General features: G+C 39.2%; 22 protein-coding genes. 15 read left to right on the top strand and 7 right to left on the bottom strand.

The window, feature by feature from the left end:
* The 3 genes from BGC07_RS16845 to BGC07_RS16840 all read right to left on the bottom strand — a co-directional run.
* The coding region (locus BGC07_RS16845; RefSeq protein WP_235603476.1) for an IS1634 family transposase at positions 1-564 on the bottom strand (564 nt) is incomplete at its 3' end.
* Between the two features lie 67 nt (positions 565-631).
* Entirely contained in the window at positions 632-802 is a 171-nt protein-coding gene (locus tag BGC07_RS20920) for a hypothetical protein (protein WP_158007001.1), read from the bottom strand.
* Between the two features lie 11 nt (positions 803-813).
* Complete coding sequence (locus BGC07_RS16840) at positions 814-1,746, bottom strand: chemotaxis protein (protein ID WP_069314226.1); 933 nt, start codon at positions 1,744-1,746, stop codon at positions 814-816.
* Between the two features lie 224 nt (positions 1,747-1,970).
* Here BGC07_RS16840 and BGC07_RS16835 point away from each other — a divergent pair, with 224 nt between their 5' ends.
* From BGC07_RS16835 to BGC07_RS16825, 3 genes are read left to right on the top strand one after another with little or no spacing between them, the layout of a single operon-like run.
* Entirely contained in the window at positions 1,971-2,648 is a 678-nt protein-coding gene (locus tag BGC07_RS16835) for a substrate-binding periplasmic protein (protein ID WP_235603475.1), read from the top strand.
* Between the two features lie 26 nt (positions 2,649-2,674).
* Entirely contained in the window at positions 2,675-3,082 is a 408-nt protein-coding gene (locus tag BGC07_RS16830; RefSeq protein WP_069314224.1) for a response regulator transcription factor, read from the top strand.
* Between the two features lie 2 nt (positions 3,083-3,084).
* Positions 3,085-3,798, top strand: a complete 714-nt coding sequence (locus BGC07_RS16825) for a substrate-binding periplasmic protein (RefSeq protein ID WP_069314223.1) — start codon at positions 3,085-3,087, stop codon at positions 3,796-3,798.
* A 31-nt stretch (positions 3,799-3,829) separates the two neighbouring features.
* Here the strand turns inward: BGC07_RS16825 and BGC07_RS16820 are convergent, their stop codons facing one another.
* Positions 3,830-4,579 (bottom strand): substrate-binding periplasmic protein, encoded by a 750-nt coding sequence (locus BGC07_RS16820; protein WP_069314222.1) that lies wholly within the window; start codon positions 4,577-4,579, stop codon positions 3,830-3,832.
* A gap of 376 nt (positions 4,580-4,955) precedes the next feature.
* Complete coding sequence (locus tag BGC07_RS16815) at positions 4,956-5,711, bottom strand: substrate-binding periplasmic protein (protein WP_069314221.1); 756 nt, start codon at positions 5,709-5,711, stop codon at positions 4,956-4,958.
* A gap of 158 nt (positions 5,712-5,869) precedes the next feature.
* Between BGC07_RS16815 and BGC07_RS16810 the strand changes: the two genes are divergently transcribed.
* Genes BGC07_RS16810 through BGC07_RS16785 form a run of 6 tightly spaced genes read left to right on the top strand, consistent with a single transcriptional unit; the run spans position 5,870 to position 9,083 of the window.
* Positions 5,870-6,232 (top strand): hypothetical protein, encoded by a 363-nt coding sequence (locus tag BGC07_RS16810; RefSeq protein ID WP_069314220.1) that lies wholly within the window; start codon positions 5,870-5,872, stop codon positions 6,230-6,232.
* 7 nt (positions 6,233-6,239) lie between these two features.
* Positions 6,240-6,761 (top strand): DUF6933 domain-containing protein, encoded by a 522-nt coding sequence (locus BGC07_RS16805; RefSeq protein ID WP_069314219.1) that lies wholly within the window; start codon positions 6,240-6,242, stop codon positions 6,759-6,761.
* 6 nt (positions 6,762-6,767) lie between these two features.
* Positions 6,768-7,070, top strand: coding sequence for a hypothetical protein (locus BGC07_RS16800; RefSeq protein WP_069314218.1), 303 nt, complete (start codon positions 6,768-6,770; stop codon positions 7,068-7,070).
* Between the two features lie 3 nt (positions 7,071-7,073).
* A complete protein-coding gene (locus tag BGC07_RS16795; protein WP_069314217.1) occupies positions 7,074-7,850 on the top strand; it encodes a DNA/RNA non-specific endonuclease in 777 nt (258 codons plus the stop codon).
* On the top strand, positions 7,850-8,326 hold the full coding sequence (locus BGC07_RS16790; RefSeq protein ID WP_069314216.1) for a pyrimidine dimer DNA glycosylase/endonuclease V: 477 nt from the start codon (positions 7,850-7,852) through the stop codon (positions 8,324-8,326). The genes BGC07_RS16795 and BGC07_RS16790 overlap by 1 nt, the downstream gene beginning before the upstream one ends.
* A gap of 13 nt (positions 8,327-8,339) precedes the next feature.
* Positions 8,340-9,083 (top strand): YwqG family protein, encoded by a 744-nt coding sequence (locus tag BGC07_RS16785; RefSeq protein ID WP_069314215.1) that lies wholly within the window; start codon positions 8,340-8,342, stop codon positions 9,081-9,083.
* A 35-nt stretch (positions 9,084-9,118) separates the two neighbouring features.
* Here the strand turns inward: BGC07_RS16785 and BGC07_RS16780 are convergent, their stop codons facing one another.
* Together BGC07_RS16780 and BGC07_RS16775 are read right to left on the bottom strand one after the other, a co-directional pair.
* Complete coding sequence (locus BGC07_RS16780; RefSeq protein ID WP_069314214.1) at positions 9,119-9,517, bottom strand: hypothetical protein; 399 nt, start codon at positions 9,515-9,517, stop codon at positions 9,119-9,121.
* Positions 9,518-9,603: 86 nt separating this feature from the next.
* Positions 9,604-11,754 (bottom strand): DNA topoisomerase 3, encoded by a 2,151-nt coding sequence (locus BGC07_RS16775; protein ID WP_069314235.1) that lies wholly within the window; start codon positions 11,752-11,754, stop codon positions 9,604-9,606.
* Between the two features lie 90 nt (positions 11,755-11,844).
* Between BGC07_RS16775 and BGC07_RS16770 the strand changes: the two genes are divergently transcribed.
* From BGC07_RS16770 to BGC07_RS16745, 6 genes are all read left to right on the top strand, one after another.
* Positions 11,845-13,695: a DUF6531 domain-containing protein gene (locus BGC07_RS16770; protein ID WP_077217025.1), complete on the top strand. Its 1,851-nt coding sequence runs from the start codon at positions 11,845-11,847 to the stop codon at positions 13,693-13,695.
* An 82-nt stretch (positions 13,696-13,777) separates the two neighbouring features.
* Positions 13,778-14,437 carry a hypothetical protein gene (locus tag BGC07_RS16765; protein WP_139121815.1) on the top strand — a complete coding sequence of 220 codons (660 nt, stop codon included), beginning with the start codon at positions 13,778-13,780 and terminating at the stop codon, positions 14,435-14,437.
* A 55-nt stretch (positions 14,438-14,492) separates the two neighbouring features.
* Complete coding sequence (locus BGC07_RS16760; protein WP_069314211.1) at positions 14,493-15,896, top strand: RHS repeat domain-containing protein; 1,404 nt, start codon at positions 14,493-14,495, stop codon at positions 15,894-15,896.
* Positions 15,893-17,305, top strand: a complete 1,413-nt coding sequence (locus BGC07_RS16755; RefSeq protein WP_069314210.1) for a hypothetical protein — start codon at positions 15,893-15,895, stop codon at positions 17,303-17,305. Before BGC07_RS16760 ends, BGC07_RS16755 begins: the two co-directional genes overlap by 4 nt.
* A gap of 4 nt (positions 17,306-17,309) precedes the next feature.
* Positions 17,310-18,755, top strand: coding sequence for a DUF6531 domain-containing protein (locus tag BGC07_RS16750; RefSeq protein WP_069314209.1), 1,446 nt, complete (start codon positions 17,310-17,312; stop codon positions 18,753-18,755).
* A gap of 4 nt (positions 18,756-18,759) precedes the next feature.
* Positions 18,760-20,163, top strand: a complete 1,404-nt coding sequence (locus BGC07_RS16745; RefSeq protein ID WP_069314208.1) for a DUF6531 domain-containing protein — start codon at positions 18,760-18,762, stop codon at positions 20,161-20,163.
* Positions 20,164-20,169 lie beyond the last annotated feature (6 nt).

Genomic DNA, 20,169 nt, shown 5'->3' with positions numbered 1-20,169 from the left:
ACCAGCTTTGCCATCACAAATTAGCTGTAATATCACCTGATTTAAGTCTGGTCTATGATCTCGGCTATGACCTTTTGAAATATGGATAATATGCTCATCCTCAGACTGCTCATGATTATACTTCCCATCCACGTGAAAGCTTGTAGAATCAAGATGACTAAATTTTCCATTTAGCCCAAGCAATTTAAGGGCATAAGCTGAAATTTGAGAATACAAGGACTCTACGCCATATTCATAAAGCTTATCTAAACTTCTGCCAAGCAGATCATCATTTAAATGCTCAGGGTTTATTCCCTGAGCAATTAAGCGCTCAGTAGGCTTATCCTTAAAAAATAGCGGTGTTAAATACATCGCTCTGTTAGTGAAACCTAAACCGTTAAGAACCATTGCCTTTACAGTTTGACCAATTGACACGACACGTTTGATTTTGTCTTGGGGTATGATTTTGTCTATCAATTCGCCAATCTCTAATTCATCATACATCCCAGCAACTAAACCGAGGTGGTTGATAGTTTTACTGCTCAGATTGCTTGGTGGAGCCATATTATTGGTTTCAATATGCATTGACACTTAAGAGTTTCCTTGTCCAAAAAGCTCCATTATCGCCGGAAATTACAAAATATTCATATAGTTAATTGGGTGTGCGGAATGTGGGATCAAGGTGAATAGTTTCACCTTCGATTTCTATAACATAGCCTGTGTATTCATACTGCCACTCTAAATCATTAATAACAATCAACCCGTTTAGAGTGACTATAAAACATTGTTTCTTTGCTTGTTGTAAGTACGCTTCTAATGACAAGATAGGCTCCTTCACTTGGCAGATTTAAGTGATTTGAACCGATCTTGCGCAGTTTTCAGTGTCTGAGCAGGGTCAAACTTAGCAATAAAGCCATTACAGCCAACATGTTCAACCATTGCCTTATTAAATTCACCACTCAATGATGTATGTAAAATAATGTACAAGTCTTTGAGCTTCGGGTCTTCGCGACACTTGACTGTCAAAGTATACCCATCCATTTCAGGCATTTCAGCGTCAGTAATGACAAGAGGGTAGAGCTTATTAATATCAGCCCCTTCTTCATAAGCTGCTTTTTTCAGCAAGACAAACGCTTCAGCACCACTATTGCAAGTGACAATATTAATTTTGAGCTTACTCAAAATCCTAGAGATATGATTACGTGCGAAGGTTGAGTCATCAACAACAAGAATAGAAGCTTCACTATCCGCCAAGTTTTCATCAACATCAATATCACCAGCATCAACCTCAAACTCAATAATATCAGCTAACACTTTTTCAACATCGATAACTTGCACCGTATGGTCTTCAAAGGACAGCGTTGCAGTGACATAGTGAGAGTTCCCTAGTCCACTAGGCGGCAGCCTAATCTCATTCCATTCAAGATTAATGATGCGTTCGACACTACTGACGAGAAAACCTTGGGTGTGGCCGTAATATTCTGAAATAACGATGACCGCATTTTTATCATTAGCCAAACTTTTCATGCCTATTTCGCGCGAAAGGTCGATTACAGGGATTGCATGACCTCGCGTATGCATAACGCCAAGCACACATGGATGGCTTTTAGGCAAGTGAGTCAATGGCTGCTGCTGTAATACTTCTCTAATCTTAAAAACATTCATCGAATAGATGTTATCATCACCTAAACGAAACAAAAGTGATTCTAATCTGTTTTTTCCAACAAGTTGTGTTCTTGCATCAACAGTATCTAAAACACCAGCCATAACACCCTTAATCAACTGCTAGCTTCTACATTTAATTATGGCAAAGATAAAACTTAATGCGATACCTGCAACTAAAGAAGCTCAGTCTATATTTAGAGTAGTAGCAAAAAATAGAGCCTCCCTAATGCTTTATGCTTTCTTTTAGCAGAACGACTTATTTTAAGCTCATTGGCTTCTTTGTTTTCTTCAGTGCCTGCACTTGTTATGCGACTACTTTGACCGTTGTGACTCTAGATAATCCACCTTTAACGTACAGCGAAGAAGGGAAAAGAAAAGGCATCTTATATGACTACGTAAAAAAAATATTAAGTGATTTAAATTTATCAGCACAAATAAAAATAAAACCATGGAAAAGGGCATTAAGCGAAGTCGAGCATGGACAGGCTGACATTATTTATAATGCCGCTAAAAACCCCAAACGTGAGAAATATTTAATATACACACAAGAAGTTCTTTATAACGAAGAGTATGTCTTGTTTATGAAGGTAAACACACAAAAATCTTACTCTTCAAGCATGCTAAGTACACTGAAACTAGCAACACAACTTGGCTACCATTATGGAGGGGAGCTTCAAAGTTATCTTGATAGGAAGCATTTTGCAGGAAGAAAAGAAGTTAAAAATATTGCCACAATGATTAATTTACTCAATAAAGGCCGGGTAGATGCTTTCATTGCTGATAAGCATCCAGCCTTGTTTTATCTAAGCAAAATGAAAATTAATGATATTGAGATGGTGGCAGAAGCTAACCTTCCTTTAAAATATTTTCAAAGCCCAACGTATTTAGCGGTCAGCAAAAAAAGTAAACTCGTTGACTTGCCTCAAAAAATAGATCAAGCACTTAAGAAGCTAAAGAATGACAATTACTTAAATAAAATAATTCATCAATATACAGGAAGGTAGTGTGTGCTTACTTTAAGGAATGAAACATGAGCAACCTATTTCGCGTGATTGCTATCGATGACTCTCAGACAAGCTTGGATTTTTTAAAGCGTACACTTGATAAAGATCGATTTGATCTTGTTGCTACTGCGCACGATGGGAAAGACTTGATCTCTCTTTTTGATCAATATCATCCACACCTTGTCTTTCTCGATATTCAAATGGAAAACAGTGGGTTAGATGCGCTGAAGCAGCTTATGAAACAAGCTCCCGATGCTCATGTCATTATGGTCACTTCAGTAAACGACGAAGAATATATTCGACAAGCGTTAGAAGTTGGGGCCGCAGGATTTGTAATTAAGCCCTATGACAAAGAAACCCTTACGACGATTTTGGATGCTGCAATTAAATTTATTGCAGAAGGGTTTAATTTATCAGATAAGACGGCAGACTGACTATGAGAAGCTGGCTTAACATCTTGATCTGGATATTTACTTTAAATCAAGCTTATGCTCAACCCATTACCGACATCACCGTAGTCACCGGCGAGTGGCCTCCTTATACTACTCAAACACTAACAGGCTATGGTATTACCTCCTCCGTGGTGATACAGGCATTCGCAGCAAGAGGGGTTGCCGTAGAATTTAAGTGGTTACCTTTTAAGCGAGCCTTTTCTGAAGCAAGAGAAGCTAACTATGATGGAACTATTCCTTGGTTCAAAATTCCTGAGCGAGAGAAGTATTTTTATTTTAGTGATCCTGTTGGGTTTTCAGACACAATGATTTGGTATAACAAGAAATCCCCTTTATTTTTTGATTCTATCGATAGCTTAAAGGGAGTGGTGGTTGGTGGAACGATAGGTTACAGCTATGGTAAAAAATTCGATAAGGCATCTCAGGCAGAGTTTAACTATGAGCTAGCCCGTAGCGACCTGATTAACTTAAAAAAACTCGCTTTAGGGCGAATAGAAGCTTTCCCTTGTGACAAAGAAGTATGCTTAAGCCTTGTTAAGCAACACCTCACAAAAGAAGAAGCAAATGCATTATCTTTTGCTGAAAAGCCTCTTGTCTCCATCCCAACATACTTTTTGGTGTCCAAAAAACATAAATATGCGAAAGAAATTGTGCATGAAATTAATACGGGTCTTAAGCTGATTAACTTCAAAAAATAGCCCTGTCAAAGAACGACAGGGCAGCATGAGGTTATTTGTATTTTTTATTAACATTATCCATGAATGCAGAATCACTTGTCACTTCTTCGACTGCTTTTTGAAGCTTATCAATATCCGCATCACTAACGCTGAGATTAAAGGCATAGTAAAACTCACTTGGTGGCTCGCCTTTATAAACAACCTCAAAGTCGTTTGGGTTAACCCCTTGTTTCTTCATCAACCATAAACTGACTTGCTCATTGTAAGAAAACAAATCAGCACGCCCTTTTTTCAATAACTTGGGCAATAAACTAAACTTATTGACCGTCATAAGTTGCTTTTCTTTAGCTCCTAACTGTGTTGCCAGCACTAAGCCTATATCACCTCGTACACCCGCAATCTTATAGTTTTTTATTTGGTCTGGTGAAGTTATTTTTATTCCTTTTGACTTAAGTGCGAAAAACACATTATAGGATTTCACATAAGGGCCAACCCATTTAAACAAGCTTTCACGAGAATCCGTTCTTGTCATGCTAAACAGCATATTTTTAGCACCTGGTTTTTGAACTGATTGATACCCTCTTGCCCAAGGCAACAGTTTGATTTTAGACTTACTTAACGGCACGCCAGCTCGCTTATAGGCTTCTATCAGAATATCTACGGCCATCCCTGTAGGCTGACCATCAGCGCCTTTAAAGTTAAACGGAGGATACTCCTCAGTCATGATATTGATTGACTTCAAGCTAGCATAAGAGCCAAAAGAAAAAGCCAATAAAATCATGGTAGTGATAAACTTTTTCATCGAATGACCTCTTCATGTTGCAATAACATGAGCTAAGTATAGTGGAAGCTGGATTGAGCAAGATTGCTCGTTAGTCTAAGGTGCTGTGTTGATTGAAAATGTAGTTGAGGCAGATGCTCTGGACTTAGAGCGAAGAGGAATTCGATTAACTGCCCCTTCACTAAAGTTTAGTTTATTTGTTGCGCTGTTTTTAACATAGTCTATGCCAAATTGAGCTATATTCTAGCTATCCAATTTTAAGTGGTTAGGTGTGTGTTGTGATCAGAGCCACTGTTTTTCTTGCCATTATCTTTCTATTCATTGGCCTTACAATGATTGCTGAAAGTCAAGCCACAGCTTTTCAGCTCGGTAGACCGTTCCAATGATATTGGTCTACTCAATTATCCGGCATCAAGCTCATCAATTCCGAATAAGTCATGTTAATATGGTCTAAATAGATGTTATCTATCGTGCCATCCTCAATCATTTGCTTTATTTTTTTGTCATATTCTTGCAATAGCCTCTGGTGCTTTTTGTTAAAAACTAAATAGAGATAAGTCCCATCAACCATTGGAGTAAGGCGCTTAATATTAATCTTCAACTTTGAAGCCAGTAATGGTGCTGCAAAAATATCCATCACCACAAAATCATAACGATGAGCATTTAACTTTTGTAACGCCTGTTCGTCACTGTCAGAATAATCCGGTTGCCAACGACGAAACCGCTTGATCTTTGGAGTGTAATCGTAACCTCTTACCATGCCGACAGGCTTACCCCACATGGCTCTCCAAGAGAATATAGAGAGAGGATAATTCTCTCGGGTATAGATCGCTAATGGGTAAATACCTGTGGGGTGCTTCCCGAAAATAAATGGGGGAAGAGCAGCGTTGTCTATAACTGCCATATACTGTCCTTCTTTAACGGCATCTAAACAACGCGCCCAAGGTATCGTATCGGCATCAAGAGTCATATTCATACGTTTAAAGGCTTCGGTATAAATAGCTATTGAGATGCCTTTAGTCAACTTCCCATTCTTGTTATATGTAAAAGGAGGCCACTCGACCCCACACACTTTCACTGTGCCACGAAAGGCAAATGCATTCGCTATTAGAAAGGTTGAGACAAAACAAATAACAAGAAGTAACTTTGGCATAGCCCGTATACCATTGACAATAAATTTGACCTACTTGAAGCATAGAACAACACTGGCTGTTCAAGTTCGGACTCTATGTTTTATTGATACTTGATTATTTGTTTTTCTCCTCAACTTAACGTTAGAATACATTTGAAAAATAATGAATAGAGGTAGTTATGGCAGCAGGTGATGCATCGAAAACATGGTTTGACGAAGTGATTACAGAGCTAAAGAAAAAGTGGAAGTCATCTATGGACTGGGAGCAGCTCATCGCTCTAGGAAAACAGTTAACCGCCCTGCGTGATAAAATTAGAGAAGACCGAAAAATATTAGGCCCAAGGATGAAGTGCCACTCTTGTGGTGGTCACCATCACATGAACCCAACAGCAGTCACTGTAAGGGCAATAATTTTTGCATTACACACTCATAAACTAATTAGCGCAGACAAGTTGGCTGAACTCGAAAAGTCATGGAAAAGCTACCAGCGCAAACATAAACTAACGGGTGCTGGCGACCCTAAACCAGTTAAAACGGCATAGAGTAGTTATGCCTCAATATCGAGTCACGCAGAAATTTGCAAAAGATTTAAAGCTTAAAGCCCTTGGCAGTCCAGCAGAAACTCAGTCCATCTTTGACGACTGGGTAATCGATATGATTAGAGTAGGACGCAGAAAAGTGGGCATGATAACTCATGTGCACTCGTTTCTAACATTTTTTGTTCCATACTCAGAAATTGGTGGTGCATCTGAAATTCACCATGCAACTCGCCTTTTTTTAGTTAATTTCTTATATGAACATGGCTTAGATCAATACGTAAGGCGTGCAGAGCAGTTTTTTGATACAGATACCACAGTCAGATATTGCAAAACAGATAACCGCAAATTAGTCGGACATATGACAGATTTAAAATATATGGCAGAAGGTCAGTATCAGGGAGTGGATTTCGAATCAATTAATTGGGATGAGATCAATCGCTATGTTCACAACACAATAGTAAGACTGCATGGCTCCCAATACTCAAGACCTGAAGAACTTTTTGTGAAAACAATTAACTCAATTGCAGATTAGCTTATTATGACATTTGAAACTGAGCCGACCGGCTACGAAAAAACGATACTTTCAGATTTGCAAGGGGCATGGAGCTGCTTTTTCAATGCACTTACTACCAATGAACCTTTTACTAATTTAGAGCGTGTTATTTTTCACTACTATGAGGCAACAAGCTGGGAAAGCGTTCGTGATCTTAATCAGATGAAAAAAACATTATTAGTCATAAAAAATGTTATCAGCCAGTCCAACGTTACAGAAGATGTCACGTTTTGGCTAGCAGAAGTCGATAGAATTTTTAACGACACCATCCAACAATATCAAAGGTAAGCAATGAAAGCCTTAGCAAACGCCTTACTTATCTCATTTTCACTCTCAACGTGTACAATTGCGTCTTATGCTGCAAACGACTTTCAATGCCATGATTTTCTGAAATACGGCACTCCAAGTAAAGCTGATCAGTATCTATGCCGGAGGGCGTACACCGTGGGTTATAACTATAAGACAAAACAGCCTGCATGGGTGGCCTTTAAATTAACAGGGCAATCAGTATCAAAGCGCATTAAACGACATAACCAATTCATGCCTGACCCAACGATTCCTCAAAAATACCGATCAGAGCTTTCTGATTGGAAAAAGTCAGGCTATGACCGGGGGCATCTTGCTAGCTATGCAAGTATGGACTTCAACAAAGAAAGCGCCAAAGAGTCATTTTATCTCTCAAACATGAGTCCTCAAAAAGCAGGTCTTAACCGTCAAGGTTGGGCGCGACTTGAGTCTGACGTTCGATTTTGGGCAAAATACAAGGGAGAAGTGTACGTTTACACGGGGCCAATTTTTCAAGGCAAAAAGATTAAAACCATTGGAAAAAGTAAAGTTGCAGTGCCCACATCTTTTTTCAAAATAATCTACGCACCAAAACAACAGCAAACCATTGCTTTCGTCATGCCAAATAAGCGAGTTGCTAAAAACAAGGTGGCTGATTATCGCACCAACATTCAGCACATAGAAAGACTAACTGGCTTTAAATTTTTGAGTGCATTACCTGCCACAGAGCAAGAAAAGTTAAGTTCGACAACAAGTAAAATGTGGAAGACGCATTACGGTTAATGAATATCTTTTATCTCGATAATGACATCAAACAATGTGCTCAATACCATTGCGATGCACATGTCGTCAAAATGATCTTAGAGTCGGCGCAAATGCTGTGCACCGTGCTTCATCAACAAGGTATTGAGGCTCCATATCGACCGACTCATGCTAATCACCCATGCGTGGTTTGGTTAGGTGAGTCTCTTGATAATTGGTTATGGCTCAAGCAATTGGCTTTCGCTTTAAATGACGAATATCGCTATCGATATAATAAAAAAGATGATCACAAGTCCATCGGGGTTGTTAAGGAACTGTCTCTGCCGCCACTTAAAAGCTTAGGCATTACCGAACGGCCTCAAACAATGCCTGAACAGTATAAGGTCACTGGCGACCCAGTTGCAGCCTACAGGCAGTTTTACTTGGCTGAGAAAAGTCATTTACTTAAGTATACAAAACGCAACTTCCCATCCTGGGTTATCTCCCAAAGCATATAGGAAACAAAATCATATGAATTACCGTGATTTAATAAAAAGTAACCAAGTATTAGCTCAGTATTACCATGGAATAGAAAAAACCTTCAGACCTTACTTAAAAATCAGCTTAAATGAGCACCAATATATTGACCATTTATCTAGCAAGATAGGAGGCACTCCTTATTGCCAAGAAGGATTTAGCTATCCAAAAATCAACGACAACGCTTTATTGTTTCTGGCACAAATTAACTTAGCAGATACTATAGGCTTCGATCTTCTGCCTGATTGTGGGATTTTGCAGTTTTATATTGGTGAAGATGACTGCTATGGTCTATTTTCCAACGAATTTAAGGTTGTCTATCATGAAAAGGTTTCTGCGCCACAACAAAAAAATGTTCCAGAGGTCGGAGATTCTGAGATCAAACCTTTTTGGGGTAATCCTCTTAAAATGAAATTTGAACAAGCTGAAATGCCAATTACAGCTTCAGACCACAGATTTGACATTGACATGCCAGACGATGCACAAGAAGAATACATTGACACAGTGCCCAGTTATGATTGCTGCCACCAAGTAGGAGGCTACCCAGTATTTACACAAGAAGACCCTCGCTGGAACAAAGATCACCAAGATAAAGACTTCCTTCTCCTTCAAATTGACAGTGATTACAAAAATAAAATTGGCTGGGGTGACTCAGGGGTAGCACATTTTTTCATCAGCGAAGAAGACTTGAAAAACAAAAAATTCTCGAATGTGCAATATAACTGGGATTGTTATTAAGAGGCTATAAGCCTCCTATTTTTTAAAACGATTTGCTACTGATGTTCTTTGAATACTTTATACTGCATATACATCTGAGCAGGTGCCATGTACATGTTATTAACCCCTTTAATTTCTAGACTTCCAGAAGCTCCAAATTTATAAAAAGTAGAACCTTGCTGTGTATACTCAGTCGTGAGAATTCCATCAATTTTATTTTTATAGAGTTTGTTTGTTTCTGTACCAGACCAGCTTGGGTAGGAAACAGAGCTTACTAACTCACAAACTGACGTATTATTAAAATTCTCTTTTGTACAAACATAATTTGTGAATTTGCCATCTTTGGCATAATTAACTGCTGCTGTTAAAATATCCTCAAAGCTAGAGATTAAGGGAGTAGCGAAAGTAGTCACCGTTAGTCCAAGGCCAAGAAGTAGAGCGAAAGTTTTTTTCATAAAAATTAGTCTCCAATTTTGTATCATTTACGCTGTGATTAAATCACTGTACATTTGATAAATATTATTTAAAACCACAATATCAATCACGCACTTGCTTCAACCTCCATCGTCGCCAGACACTCAGGATAGCCACTACACCCCCAAAATTGGCCAGTTTTCTTCCCCTTGCCTTTAGCCTGCCTTAACCTCATCGGCTTTGTACATTCAGGACACACAGGCCCATCTTCTTGTACGATCAGGACAGGCTTATTGCGATTATCCTTGAACGTTTTCTTGCATGTCATGTTTTGACAACCCCAAAAGAAACCATATTTGCCTTTGATTCGCTTGAGCGCACCATTGCAAGCAGGGCAAGCATGTTCACTGGTTGCTGTCCCATCTTGACTCACAGCTTGAACTTGCGGTTGAATCGTTTTGGCTCTTTCTCTGACTTTAGTGACCAATTTATTTAACCAGCCTGAAATATCGTTCAGAAATTTATCCAGCTCTACTTCACCTGTAGCGACTTTCTCTAGCTCTTGCTCCCATGCGGCAGTTAATTCAGGCGACTTGATGGATTTAGGGATTAATTTTAACAGCGTATAGGCTTTATCGGTCGCTTTCATCGACTTTTTCTCGCGCACCAAATACCCACGGTCTACAGCGCCTTGAATAATTCCTGCGCGTGTTGCTGGTGTGCCTATACCTGACGTTTCTTTAAGGATTTTCTTAAATCGATCATCTTCAGCCAGCTTTGCAATATTTTCCATTGAAGAAAGCAAACTCGCTTCAGTATGATGTGCCGGAGGCTTGGTCATTTTATTTTGCAACAACGCATCAATGATATTTGCAGCATCTCCCGTCTGTACTTGCGGTAGATTAGACTGCTCTTGCTCATCTTCATTGTCGCTTTTTTCTTTCTTCGGTAGCTCAATAACGCGCTTCCAGCCTAACTCGGTTGGCGCTTTGCCTTTCGCCACAAAACGCTCTTGCTGGCACATCACTTCGATTTCAGTTTTCATAAAGCAGAAGTCAGGATAGAACTGAGCAAGATAAAATCGACGCACCGCATCATAGAGATTACGCTCTTCTAAACTAAATTGTCCAACACTGACATTCGCCATTGTCGGAATAATCGCATGGTGAGCGGTGACTTTCTTATCATTAAAGGCTCGGCCCTTGCGTGTCACGTCCGCACATTGAGCTAATTGCTGCATGTCAGAGTCGGACATAGACATTGCATTCAGAATGGCAAGTGCGTCACCATGCTGTGACACTGGAATATAACGTGAATCTGTTCGAGGATAACTAATCGCTTGCCCATCATAGAGCTTCTGACACACTTCTAAAACCTTCTTAGCCGTGTAGCCCCAACGTTTTGAAGCATATTGCTGCAATGATGTCAGATCAAAGGGCAGGGGAGCCGCTTGCTTGGCAGGCTTTGTTTCAGCTTTAGTGATTTGTGCAGGTTGACCTTTAATCGCAGCCGCCACATTTTGAGCATACTCTTGATTGATACAGCGTTTCTGTCCGTCTGTGACATGAGAGGGTGATTGCCAAAAGGCTTTAAATTGTCCATTTGTGACATTCACTAAAGCTTCAATCGTATAGTAAGGCTTCGGCTCAAAATTTTTGATCACTTCATCTCGGTTACACACCATTGTCACAGTCGGCGTTAACACACGCCCAATTTGAATGGTTTCATCGTGGCCCAGTTTTCTGCAAATATCAGTGTAGAGACGCGTTAAATTCATACCGACCAGCCAATCCGCACGTTGCCGAGCTAAAGCGGCATGATATAAAGGTACAGTTTCATTTCCTGGCTTAATTTTCTGCAAAGCACGTTTAATACTTGTGGGGTCGAGTGCGGTCAAACATACACGCTGTACATGACCTCGATAGCGACACCGTTCCAACAAGCTTCTTGCAATAGCTTCACCTTCACGATCAAAGTCAGTGGCAATATAAACATGGTTAGCCTTGTCCAACAGTGACTTGATGATCTTGTATTGCCCAGACACTTTTTTCTTGACGTTAGACTTCCATTTCTCAGGCAGAATAGGGAGCAGATCAATATTCCATGATTTGTACTTGTCGTCATATTGGTCAGGCGTATACAACTCTAGCAAGTGACCAACCGCCCATGTGATTTGGGTATCGCCATTATGAAAATAGCCATTGCCTCGTGGCGTGATGCCGATAACTTTGGCAAGGTCTTTTGCTTGGCTGGGTTTTTCGCAGATATAGAGGTTCATAGATAATCTCATAATTTCAATGAGTCTAATTATAACCTCCTTCTTAAAAAATATACGGCTTATTGCTCTTTTAATCTCATTTGGGTTAACATGAGCGACCACGAAGGAAGAGATACGGATATAATTAACCTGCCAATGAAAAAGCTATACAAATATTTACTCATCTCAACACTATCAGTACATGCAAGCATTGCCCTCTCATTCCCAGATAAAGTTTATGTCTGGAGTAAAGATGGTGAAGCATTTAACTGGTATCTTGACGAATCAGCATTACTGAATACAATTCACTCAGAAGGCCCAATCAGTAATCTCTTGGAAGTAAATAGTAGTAAATCAACAGAAGACAAGCTGGTTCTGACGACTCCAGAAAGAGCTTATAATTTTCAAGGCAAAAAGAATTCTGAGTATTATGAATACGCAGGTAAATCTTACAATACTGAAGGCGAGTTGATTAACTACATTATCCGCACATCTTCAGGGCTTAAATCAATTAAGCCAACCAGTGATTGGAAATTAAGAAAAATATACCCAATGTCTTCTGAGGTTGCTCTTGAGCGAGAGTACTCCGAAGAATATGACGATTACAGTACTAATATTACAATAGAAAAATACATTACATTTGACTGTGAGACAGAAGATAACCTGTATACTGGAAGGTACACAGTTACAGACCAAAACGGCACCTGTACAAATACCTCTAGCCTAGATGTCAATGCAAAAATCAAAAGCACCAATCGCTGTGAAACACAAACCTACAACGGCCCTTGTATATGCAACAACACCAAAAAAGTGGTTTTCATTGCTAAGTCATTCCCCGATGGCACTCCGACAGTTCATGCAGGCTGGCTACAACTGCAAAAAGGAGAATGCAGCTCATTCGATAATACAAGTGAATATTTTGCCATGACCTTTGATGGAATGAAGTCTTGGTCATCTCCAAATGGTAATTTAGGGGCGGTTAATCTTATCCCTTTTTATTCAGGCAACCAAGCATGTATTAGTGACTTCATTACAGGCAATGCAGATGATTTTTATTCGAAAGGTTGTGCATCATGGTGGAAAACCTATGGTGAAGATACCTTTATCTGGGACAACAATAGTTCTTATGAAAAAGGCATTGTCGTCAAATTTTCACCTGTGAAATCAGGAGAGACAGTTTTACTAACTGACTCAGATGCAAAAGAGTTCTTTTCAGACCAAAAAAAAGATTTAGGCACATCGTGTAATTTAGTGGCTGACCCGGTAAACCTTGGTACAGGCAACTTGTACAAGCATCAAGTCGACTATTCGGTTCAATCTCCATACCCAATTACTATTGATCGATATTACAATTCTCAAATAGGAGTAAGAGCTGCACCTGTTTTTGGTCTAGGTTGGACAGGTATATTTAGTGTCTATTTAACAATATCAAATAACCATGCGTATTTTTTTGACAAAGATGGCCGTGCTCTAGTTTTTGAAAAATCTGGTTCACGATGGATTAGCTCACAAGGTCTACCTGATCAACTTCTAAAAACAAAGACAGGCTACTCCTTAGTAAAATCAAATGGTGAGAGTTATATTTTCAACAATAAAGGGCTACTCCAAAAAACAATCAACAGAGCTGGCTTCATTCACACTTTTGATCGCTCTGTAGATAATCAGATCACAATTTCGGACGATTTCAATCACAAGGTTACAGCCTTAATTCACTATAACTATATTGAAAAAATAATATTGCCAAACAAGAAAGTAATTTTTTACGACTATGACGATGGGCATGGCATGACCACAAATTTAGTGAATATCACTTTTCCTAATGGCAGGAAAATTTATTATAGCTATGGTGTTCTTACCAACACTAACTCATTATCATCTGAGAAAAATAGTGGCCAAAAATTGGTTACTGACTGGTCATTTAACAGTGATGGTCGAGTAACAGCAAATACAGATTATCAATAACTAGTAACATTATATGATAAACATATGATTTTTTTACATTTTCAATGTAATATCTTTTGCTGTTGATTTAGTGAAAGGACGTATGATGAACAAAGTAATTTCAAAATTAAAGGAACTGTCAGTTTTAGGTGTTATATTTTCAACCGCAGCACTCTCAGCCTGTAGTTCTTTAACTCCGACTCAAACAACAAAAGCAAGTTATGTGATCTATGACGTTAAGGCTTCTGAAGCAGAATTAGACCCCATGATGCAAGGAATCAAAGAAGCACTACAAAAAAACACGTCTAAAGTTGTTATCAATGAAAATCCACCTCCTTATCCTTTACCTAAGAAGCCCGGCCATTTTGTCAAAAAATCATTGAACGACTCTGGCCTTGGCGCTTTTGCTGCATTATCAGGTACTAGTCTACCAACACTTGTGTCATGTCCTGACGCGGTGCTTTCTGCAACGGCTACTGAGTCTCGATTTATGCAATATGGCCAACATACAACAATGTGGGTCTGCTTATACGCTTACGATAAAGGATATGCCTTGGATATTAATGCAAGTTATAGCGAGAAAGAGGGCGCATGGGATGTTAATACTCTGAGTGAAATGATGGTGAAGCCTGCGCTGGGTTCTTCAGAACAATTCATACCTCGCACTTTTAATGACATCATTGCAGCCGTTAAAAAAGCTGGAGGAAAATTAACTTATGTTGCAGGCTATCCGGCTGCAACCAAACCCAAAAAGCAAGCTTAGCAACCAATATAGGGCAGATCAGTGATTGATCTGCCCAGAAGCATGATGTAATTAAATGAACCGAACAACTATTACTGTTGCCTTACTTGTAGGGCTGACTATGAGCGGCCAGTGTATCTCCAAAAACATATACCGCTATGAAACAGCATTTGAGTCAGAAGTCGTATATCCACCCAAACACTTCAGTGACCTTAAAACATTAGAAACATACCTTCATAGTTTTGGATATTTAAGTGCGCATTTAAAGTTAAGTAATGAAGAGCTTTACCCCGGTGGCCAGTTTCTTATGACCTACAGTGTTCCAAGTGACACGATTACATTTTCTCCAACAAAGACAGGAACCATACAATACAGCAGTGGGAGCCATACAAGTGAAAATATCGAGGATATTTTAGTACAAGCTTGCTCTTGTCAAAGCATGACAGGGTGCCAAACTGCACACTTTTCACCGAAAAACGATTGGGAGTTATCTGCACTAGACAATGGGGGTGATCGTACAGGTAACAGAAGCATTATTTATTCAAGAGAATACAACTGCGCTCTATTTGGTGATGATGGGAAGCCTTATAGCCCTCCAACAGTATTTAGTGTCTATAAAAGTGTGGCTTATAAGTGCAATCCTCCCGAAACTGACCAATTAACGAACCCTTATGACCTTAACCTGGCATGGTATATTTTAGAAAATCGCTCTAACCCTATCTGCACAGTCAGTCAAACAGGTGATAGTGGTTTGGAAGCTCATGTCACTAAAATTTTAATTGGCAGTGATAACTCAGACAACAAAGGATGTAAGCTCGCAGGCGACCCCATTGATATTGCATCTGGTTACTTACAAGAGCAAGTAGAGGACTATTCAACCCATACCATCAACCCCATTCAAATTATTCGGTTTTACAACTCAGGCACTAAAAGGTGGTCTTTCAACTATCAACAACACCTTTCTTTTACCGCAGAGGGCAAGGCCACATTAACAAAAGCAAACGGCGACTCATTTAGTTTTAAATCGAATTACAAGGGCTATGATGCTGTGGATGGAGCCGTTGGAAAGCTGAAGAAAATTGGCCTTATGTCCTATGAGTACACTCGACCCAATGGAGCAAAAGAGCTGTACGACTATAATGGCCAGCTAACTCAAATTACAACAGCCAAAGGTCAGATTCTTTCTCTTACATCAGATACTGATAGCTTAACGATTAGCGATGCGTTCCAGCATAAAGTGATTTATAGGTTGGATGGTGGACATATTACGAGTGTAACTCTACCCAACACTTTCAAAATTAATTATTCATATGGCCAGCTCGGTCAACTATCCTCGGTGCATTACCCTAATGGCCGTGAAATCAAATACAACTATAACAAAAATGGACTCGTAGCAGTTATGAATAAGAACAGTCAAACCGTTTCCTCATGGAACTATAACAAGGAAGGCAAAGTAATAAAAAATGAGGAAACCCAATGAGAAACCTCAAAGCTTTCATTTTAGCTTGTTTATTAACTTTACTTTTTATTCAGGGCAGAGCTGAAGCAAGCAAGGGCTACAACTTGGAATCAATGGCAGGGAGGCTACAGTTTAAATCTTTTAAAACAATAGAAAGTTTAGAGGACTACATTCACTCTTTTGGTTATATCAGCAGCCATTTAAAAATCACCTCAATAAAGCGGCATGATAGAGATCATACACCCAGTGGAGTAGTTTACTATGATATTTATTTTTCAGTGCCTGAAAAATCGTTATCTTTTCAAGGTCAGAAGACTGGAGAAGAAGATTACTCTTCCCTAGTATTTGGCGATGATTTGCCTATTTTTATGGTGAGTGGTCTAAATTCAGAGCAATCAGCGACTAATGCTTTGGTGAAGAAATGTCAGGAATATGTCAGTAAATGCAGTATCACCCCTAAAACTAATTGGATTTTTACTGAAAACACGTCAAGCCATACCAGTGAGTGGTACAAAAGATTTATATTGAGCTACCAAGATAAAGATCATAACCTAAACAATGCCAAAGTAAACCTTTTTAAAAATATAGCCTGGGGATGCACTCCCCCCATTCCTGACAAGCCCCCCTTTCTATATGCTGGCCTGCCACAGTACGGACTTGCTGACAACTCGAGCAACGGTACTTGCACCGATTACATTAGCCATGGATATGCAAGAGCGTCACACTCTATCACCATAGACAAACAAGACACCTCGAATCTGTGTAGCCAAATCGCCGACCCAATCGTACCGAACTCCGGTGAACTCGTTGAGAGAAAGGTTGATTACACTCTAAAAAGTGCTCAGCCAATTATCATAAAGCGCATTTACACCAGCCAATCTAAAAAATGGTTGTTCTGGTTTCAAAAAACTTTAACTCCACAAGGTGACCACTATATTTTTACTGACCCACTATGGGGAGCAATCACGCTATACAAAATAGCAAATATTGACTGGTATTCAATGTCAGGGCTGTACCACCTAACTATACAAGATAATAACCTGATATTAGACACCCCTAAAAAAGTGAAGTTAATATTCAACAAAGAAGGCCGATTAACTGAGGAAAGATTTTTAAATAACCATTATATAAAAATCCAAGACAACCCAACATCAATCATTTTAAATAATAATTTTGGCAATAAAATTACTCTTGAAAAATTAGGTGAAAATATAACAAGCGTTATCATTCCTAATGGTAATCTAATTCGATACACCTATGATAATCAGTCAAATCTTTCATTCGTTAATTACCCTAATAACAGTAGCATCCAGTACAAATACAATAGTTCTAACCTGCTTACTAGGGCGATTAACAGTTCTGATAAGAAAATTTCTACTTGGACATATGATGCTCAAGGCAAAACAAAAACTAACATGATCAATCAATGACACCATGAACAAATACTACACACTGATTCTTTCCATCAGCCTATTGGGAACAGCACATGCTAAAAATCAATTCGACTACCAAACTAGCTTTGAGGTCAAAGAAATTGGCAATATGCTAACATTTTCCACATCCAAGTCTCTTGAAGGTTATTTACATGGCTTTGGCTATGCGAGTGAACACTTAGCTCTTACAGAGCGCTCTCCACTGGGCGGTGGAACTTATTCATTAACGTACTCTATTCCCAAAGACATCATTAATTTTAAAGCAACAAGCAAAAACCGTGACTCTTTCAGCGATACCTTTGGCCATACTGGTAGTACTCCAACCGAATTACTTAATCAAGACTGCCAATGTATAAATACAGGTTCTAAAGATTTCCCTCTATGTATCAAAGCAGAGTATGCTGCAAAAGGCGACTGGCAATTTAACTCAGTGCATAACCCTGATACACCACAGAAAAATTCAACCCTTGTTACTCAAAGAGAGTATCTATGTACAAAAACATATAGAGTACAAGACCCCAATAGCTCTGATTATGGCAAAGTTTTTAACAGCAAAGACAACTTAAAAATATACAAGTCAAGTGAATTTAGCTGCACACCGCCGACAGAAGACAAATTAACTTCGGATACTGATAAATCTTCAGTCAGATATACGCTAGGTAAAACAATCAAACCCACTTGTGTTTACGATGGCTATTTAACCGCGATAGTTATTGCTTCTCCTTCGATGGGCGATCGAACACAAAACAAAAGCTGTGATTTAATGGCTGACCCGATCGATATAGCAACAGGGTTTGTGCATGAGTCCGTTACTGACTATCGGTCACGATGGGCCTTTCCTCTTATCATCAGTAGGTTTTACAGCAGTAATACAGGAAAATGGCTTTTTAATTACAGCCAGCACCTTAATATTTTAACGACAGGGATACAAGCCGTCAGATCAAATGGAGACAAATACCAATTCACGCAAGAGGGGTATAGCTATAAAGGTCTTTACGGTGCTGTCGGAGAATTAAAATTAGTACAGCCTAGCCCGACAGATATACAACTTATTTATTACTTACCCAATGGAAGCATTGAAACATACAGTGCCTCCTCTGGTAAATTACTTAAAGTCAGCAATAGAGAGGGCTTATCTCTAGCTATCTCATATCCTTCTAGTCAAGAGAAAATTATTCAAGACCAGTTCGGGCATCAAGTAATTATTCATAATGAAAATAATCAACCTGAAAGCATCCAACTCCCTAATGGGAAAGTGATTAAGTATCAGTACGAAGGTAATCTGCTTTCTAAAGTCACTTATCCAAATGGGTCAACACTACATTATAACTATATCCACCAAGGTGATACCGATTTACTTACTGGCATTCATGATGGAACAGGTAATTTAGTCGCCTCTTGGAAATACAGCAATAATTTAGCCATTTCAAATAATCAAAGTCAGTAATCCAATGAAAATAACTAGAACTCTACTTATTGCGTCTTTATTTGCTGCGACCCTACAAGTCAACGCAGAGGGGAAGCAGTTTTTATATCAAACATCCTTTGAATCACCAAAAGAGCAAAAATCATTTAACTCTCAAGAAACACTAGAGAAGTATTTGCATGGTTTCGGCTACCTCAGTCAATTCTTGACATTAAGTGCATCATTTCCTTTGCCAACAGGCTCAACGGAAATGATGTATACGATACCCACTGATGCAATACAGTTTAAGCCTATACCCTCTAAGCAACCAATAACATACAGCGCACAATATATACTTCAGCCTTCACAGTCTTTGCCTGACACTCTAAAGGCAGCATGTTCTTGCAAGTATGAACAGGGCTGCATATCGACTTCAACACAATCCACGGGTAGCTGGAAATTTGTCTATGTGAGTAACCCTGCAACTGCTCAAGGCATGCAGCACCTTCTAAGAACAACGCATGATTATCAGTGCACATATCAGTTCAAAACATCAAAGTCCACGTCGATTATTCACGTTAACAAAGACCAGTACTATGACTGCACCCCACCAAAACCAGATTATTTGCCTGACTTTAAAGGAAAGACAAGTTTTCTCTACCAACTTGCACATAAAGATAGCAGTTTGTTTTGTACCGGAGGCGCGCTAAGTGCTATTGCAATGAAAACGCCCATAAATGCAGAAGATACCAATCAGAGTTGTAGCTCAGTTGCTGACCCCATAGATACTTCATCGGGCACAGTCTTTGAGAAAAAAATCGACTATATATCACCATTAGACCATACGTTCAAGGTCGAGCGCTTCTACAACAGTAACTTGAGGCAATGGCAGTTTTATTACTCTCAACATATTTCACAGTCACCCCCATACGTTACAATAACCAGACCTAACGGGGATACATACAAATTTATTAATACAGGCCACTCTTTCACACCTGTCGGCAACCTAGCTGGTTCGCTAGAGTATGTCGATAAGACAAAAACGACAATTAAATATACTTTGCCCTCCGGCAAGATTGAGTTTTACAACACCACCTCGGGAGCGCTGTCAAAAATTATTGACCGCCAGGGACATGCGATTATTTTTGCTCCATCGCTAAACAAAGGTAGCGCAACAAATTTCTTAGGCCAAAAACTCATTTTCTCTTCATTAAATGGAAAGCTTACTTCTGCTGAGTTGCCCAACGGTCAGTCAATCAAGTACACATACACAGGCCCGTATCTAACAAAAGTGACTTATCCAAACGGCTCTTCAATATCCTATCAATATTCTGATAACCCAAACCAATTAGGGTTATTAATTGCAGCATATGACAGTAATCATCGAAAAGTGTCTTCTTGGACATACAGCAATAGTAATCAAGCAATTTCTAATAATCAACTTCAGTAAGTTCAA

Source organism: Piscirickettsia litoralis, from assembly GCF_001720395.1.
Lineage (GTDB): Bacteria > Pseudomonadota > Gammaproteobacteria > Piscirickettsiales > Piscirickettsiaceae > Piscirickettsia > Piscirickettsia litoralis.
Note: the sequence above shows the minus strand (reverse complement) of the source record. Positions and strands in the feature narration are given on the sequence as shown.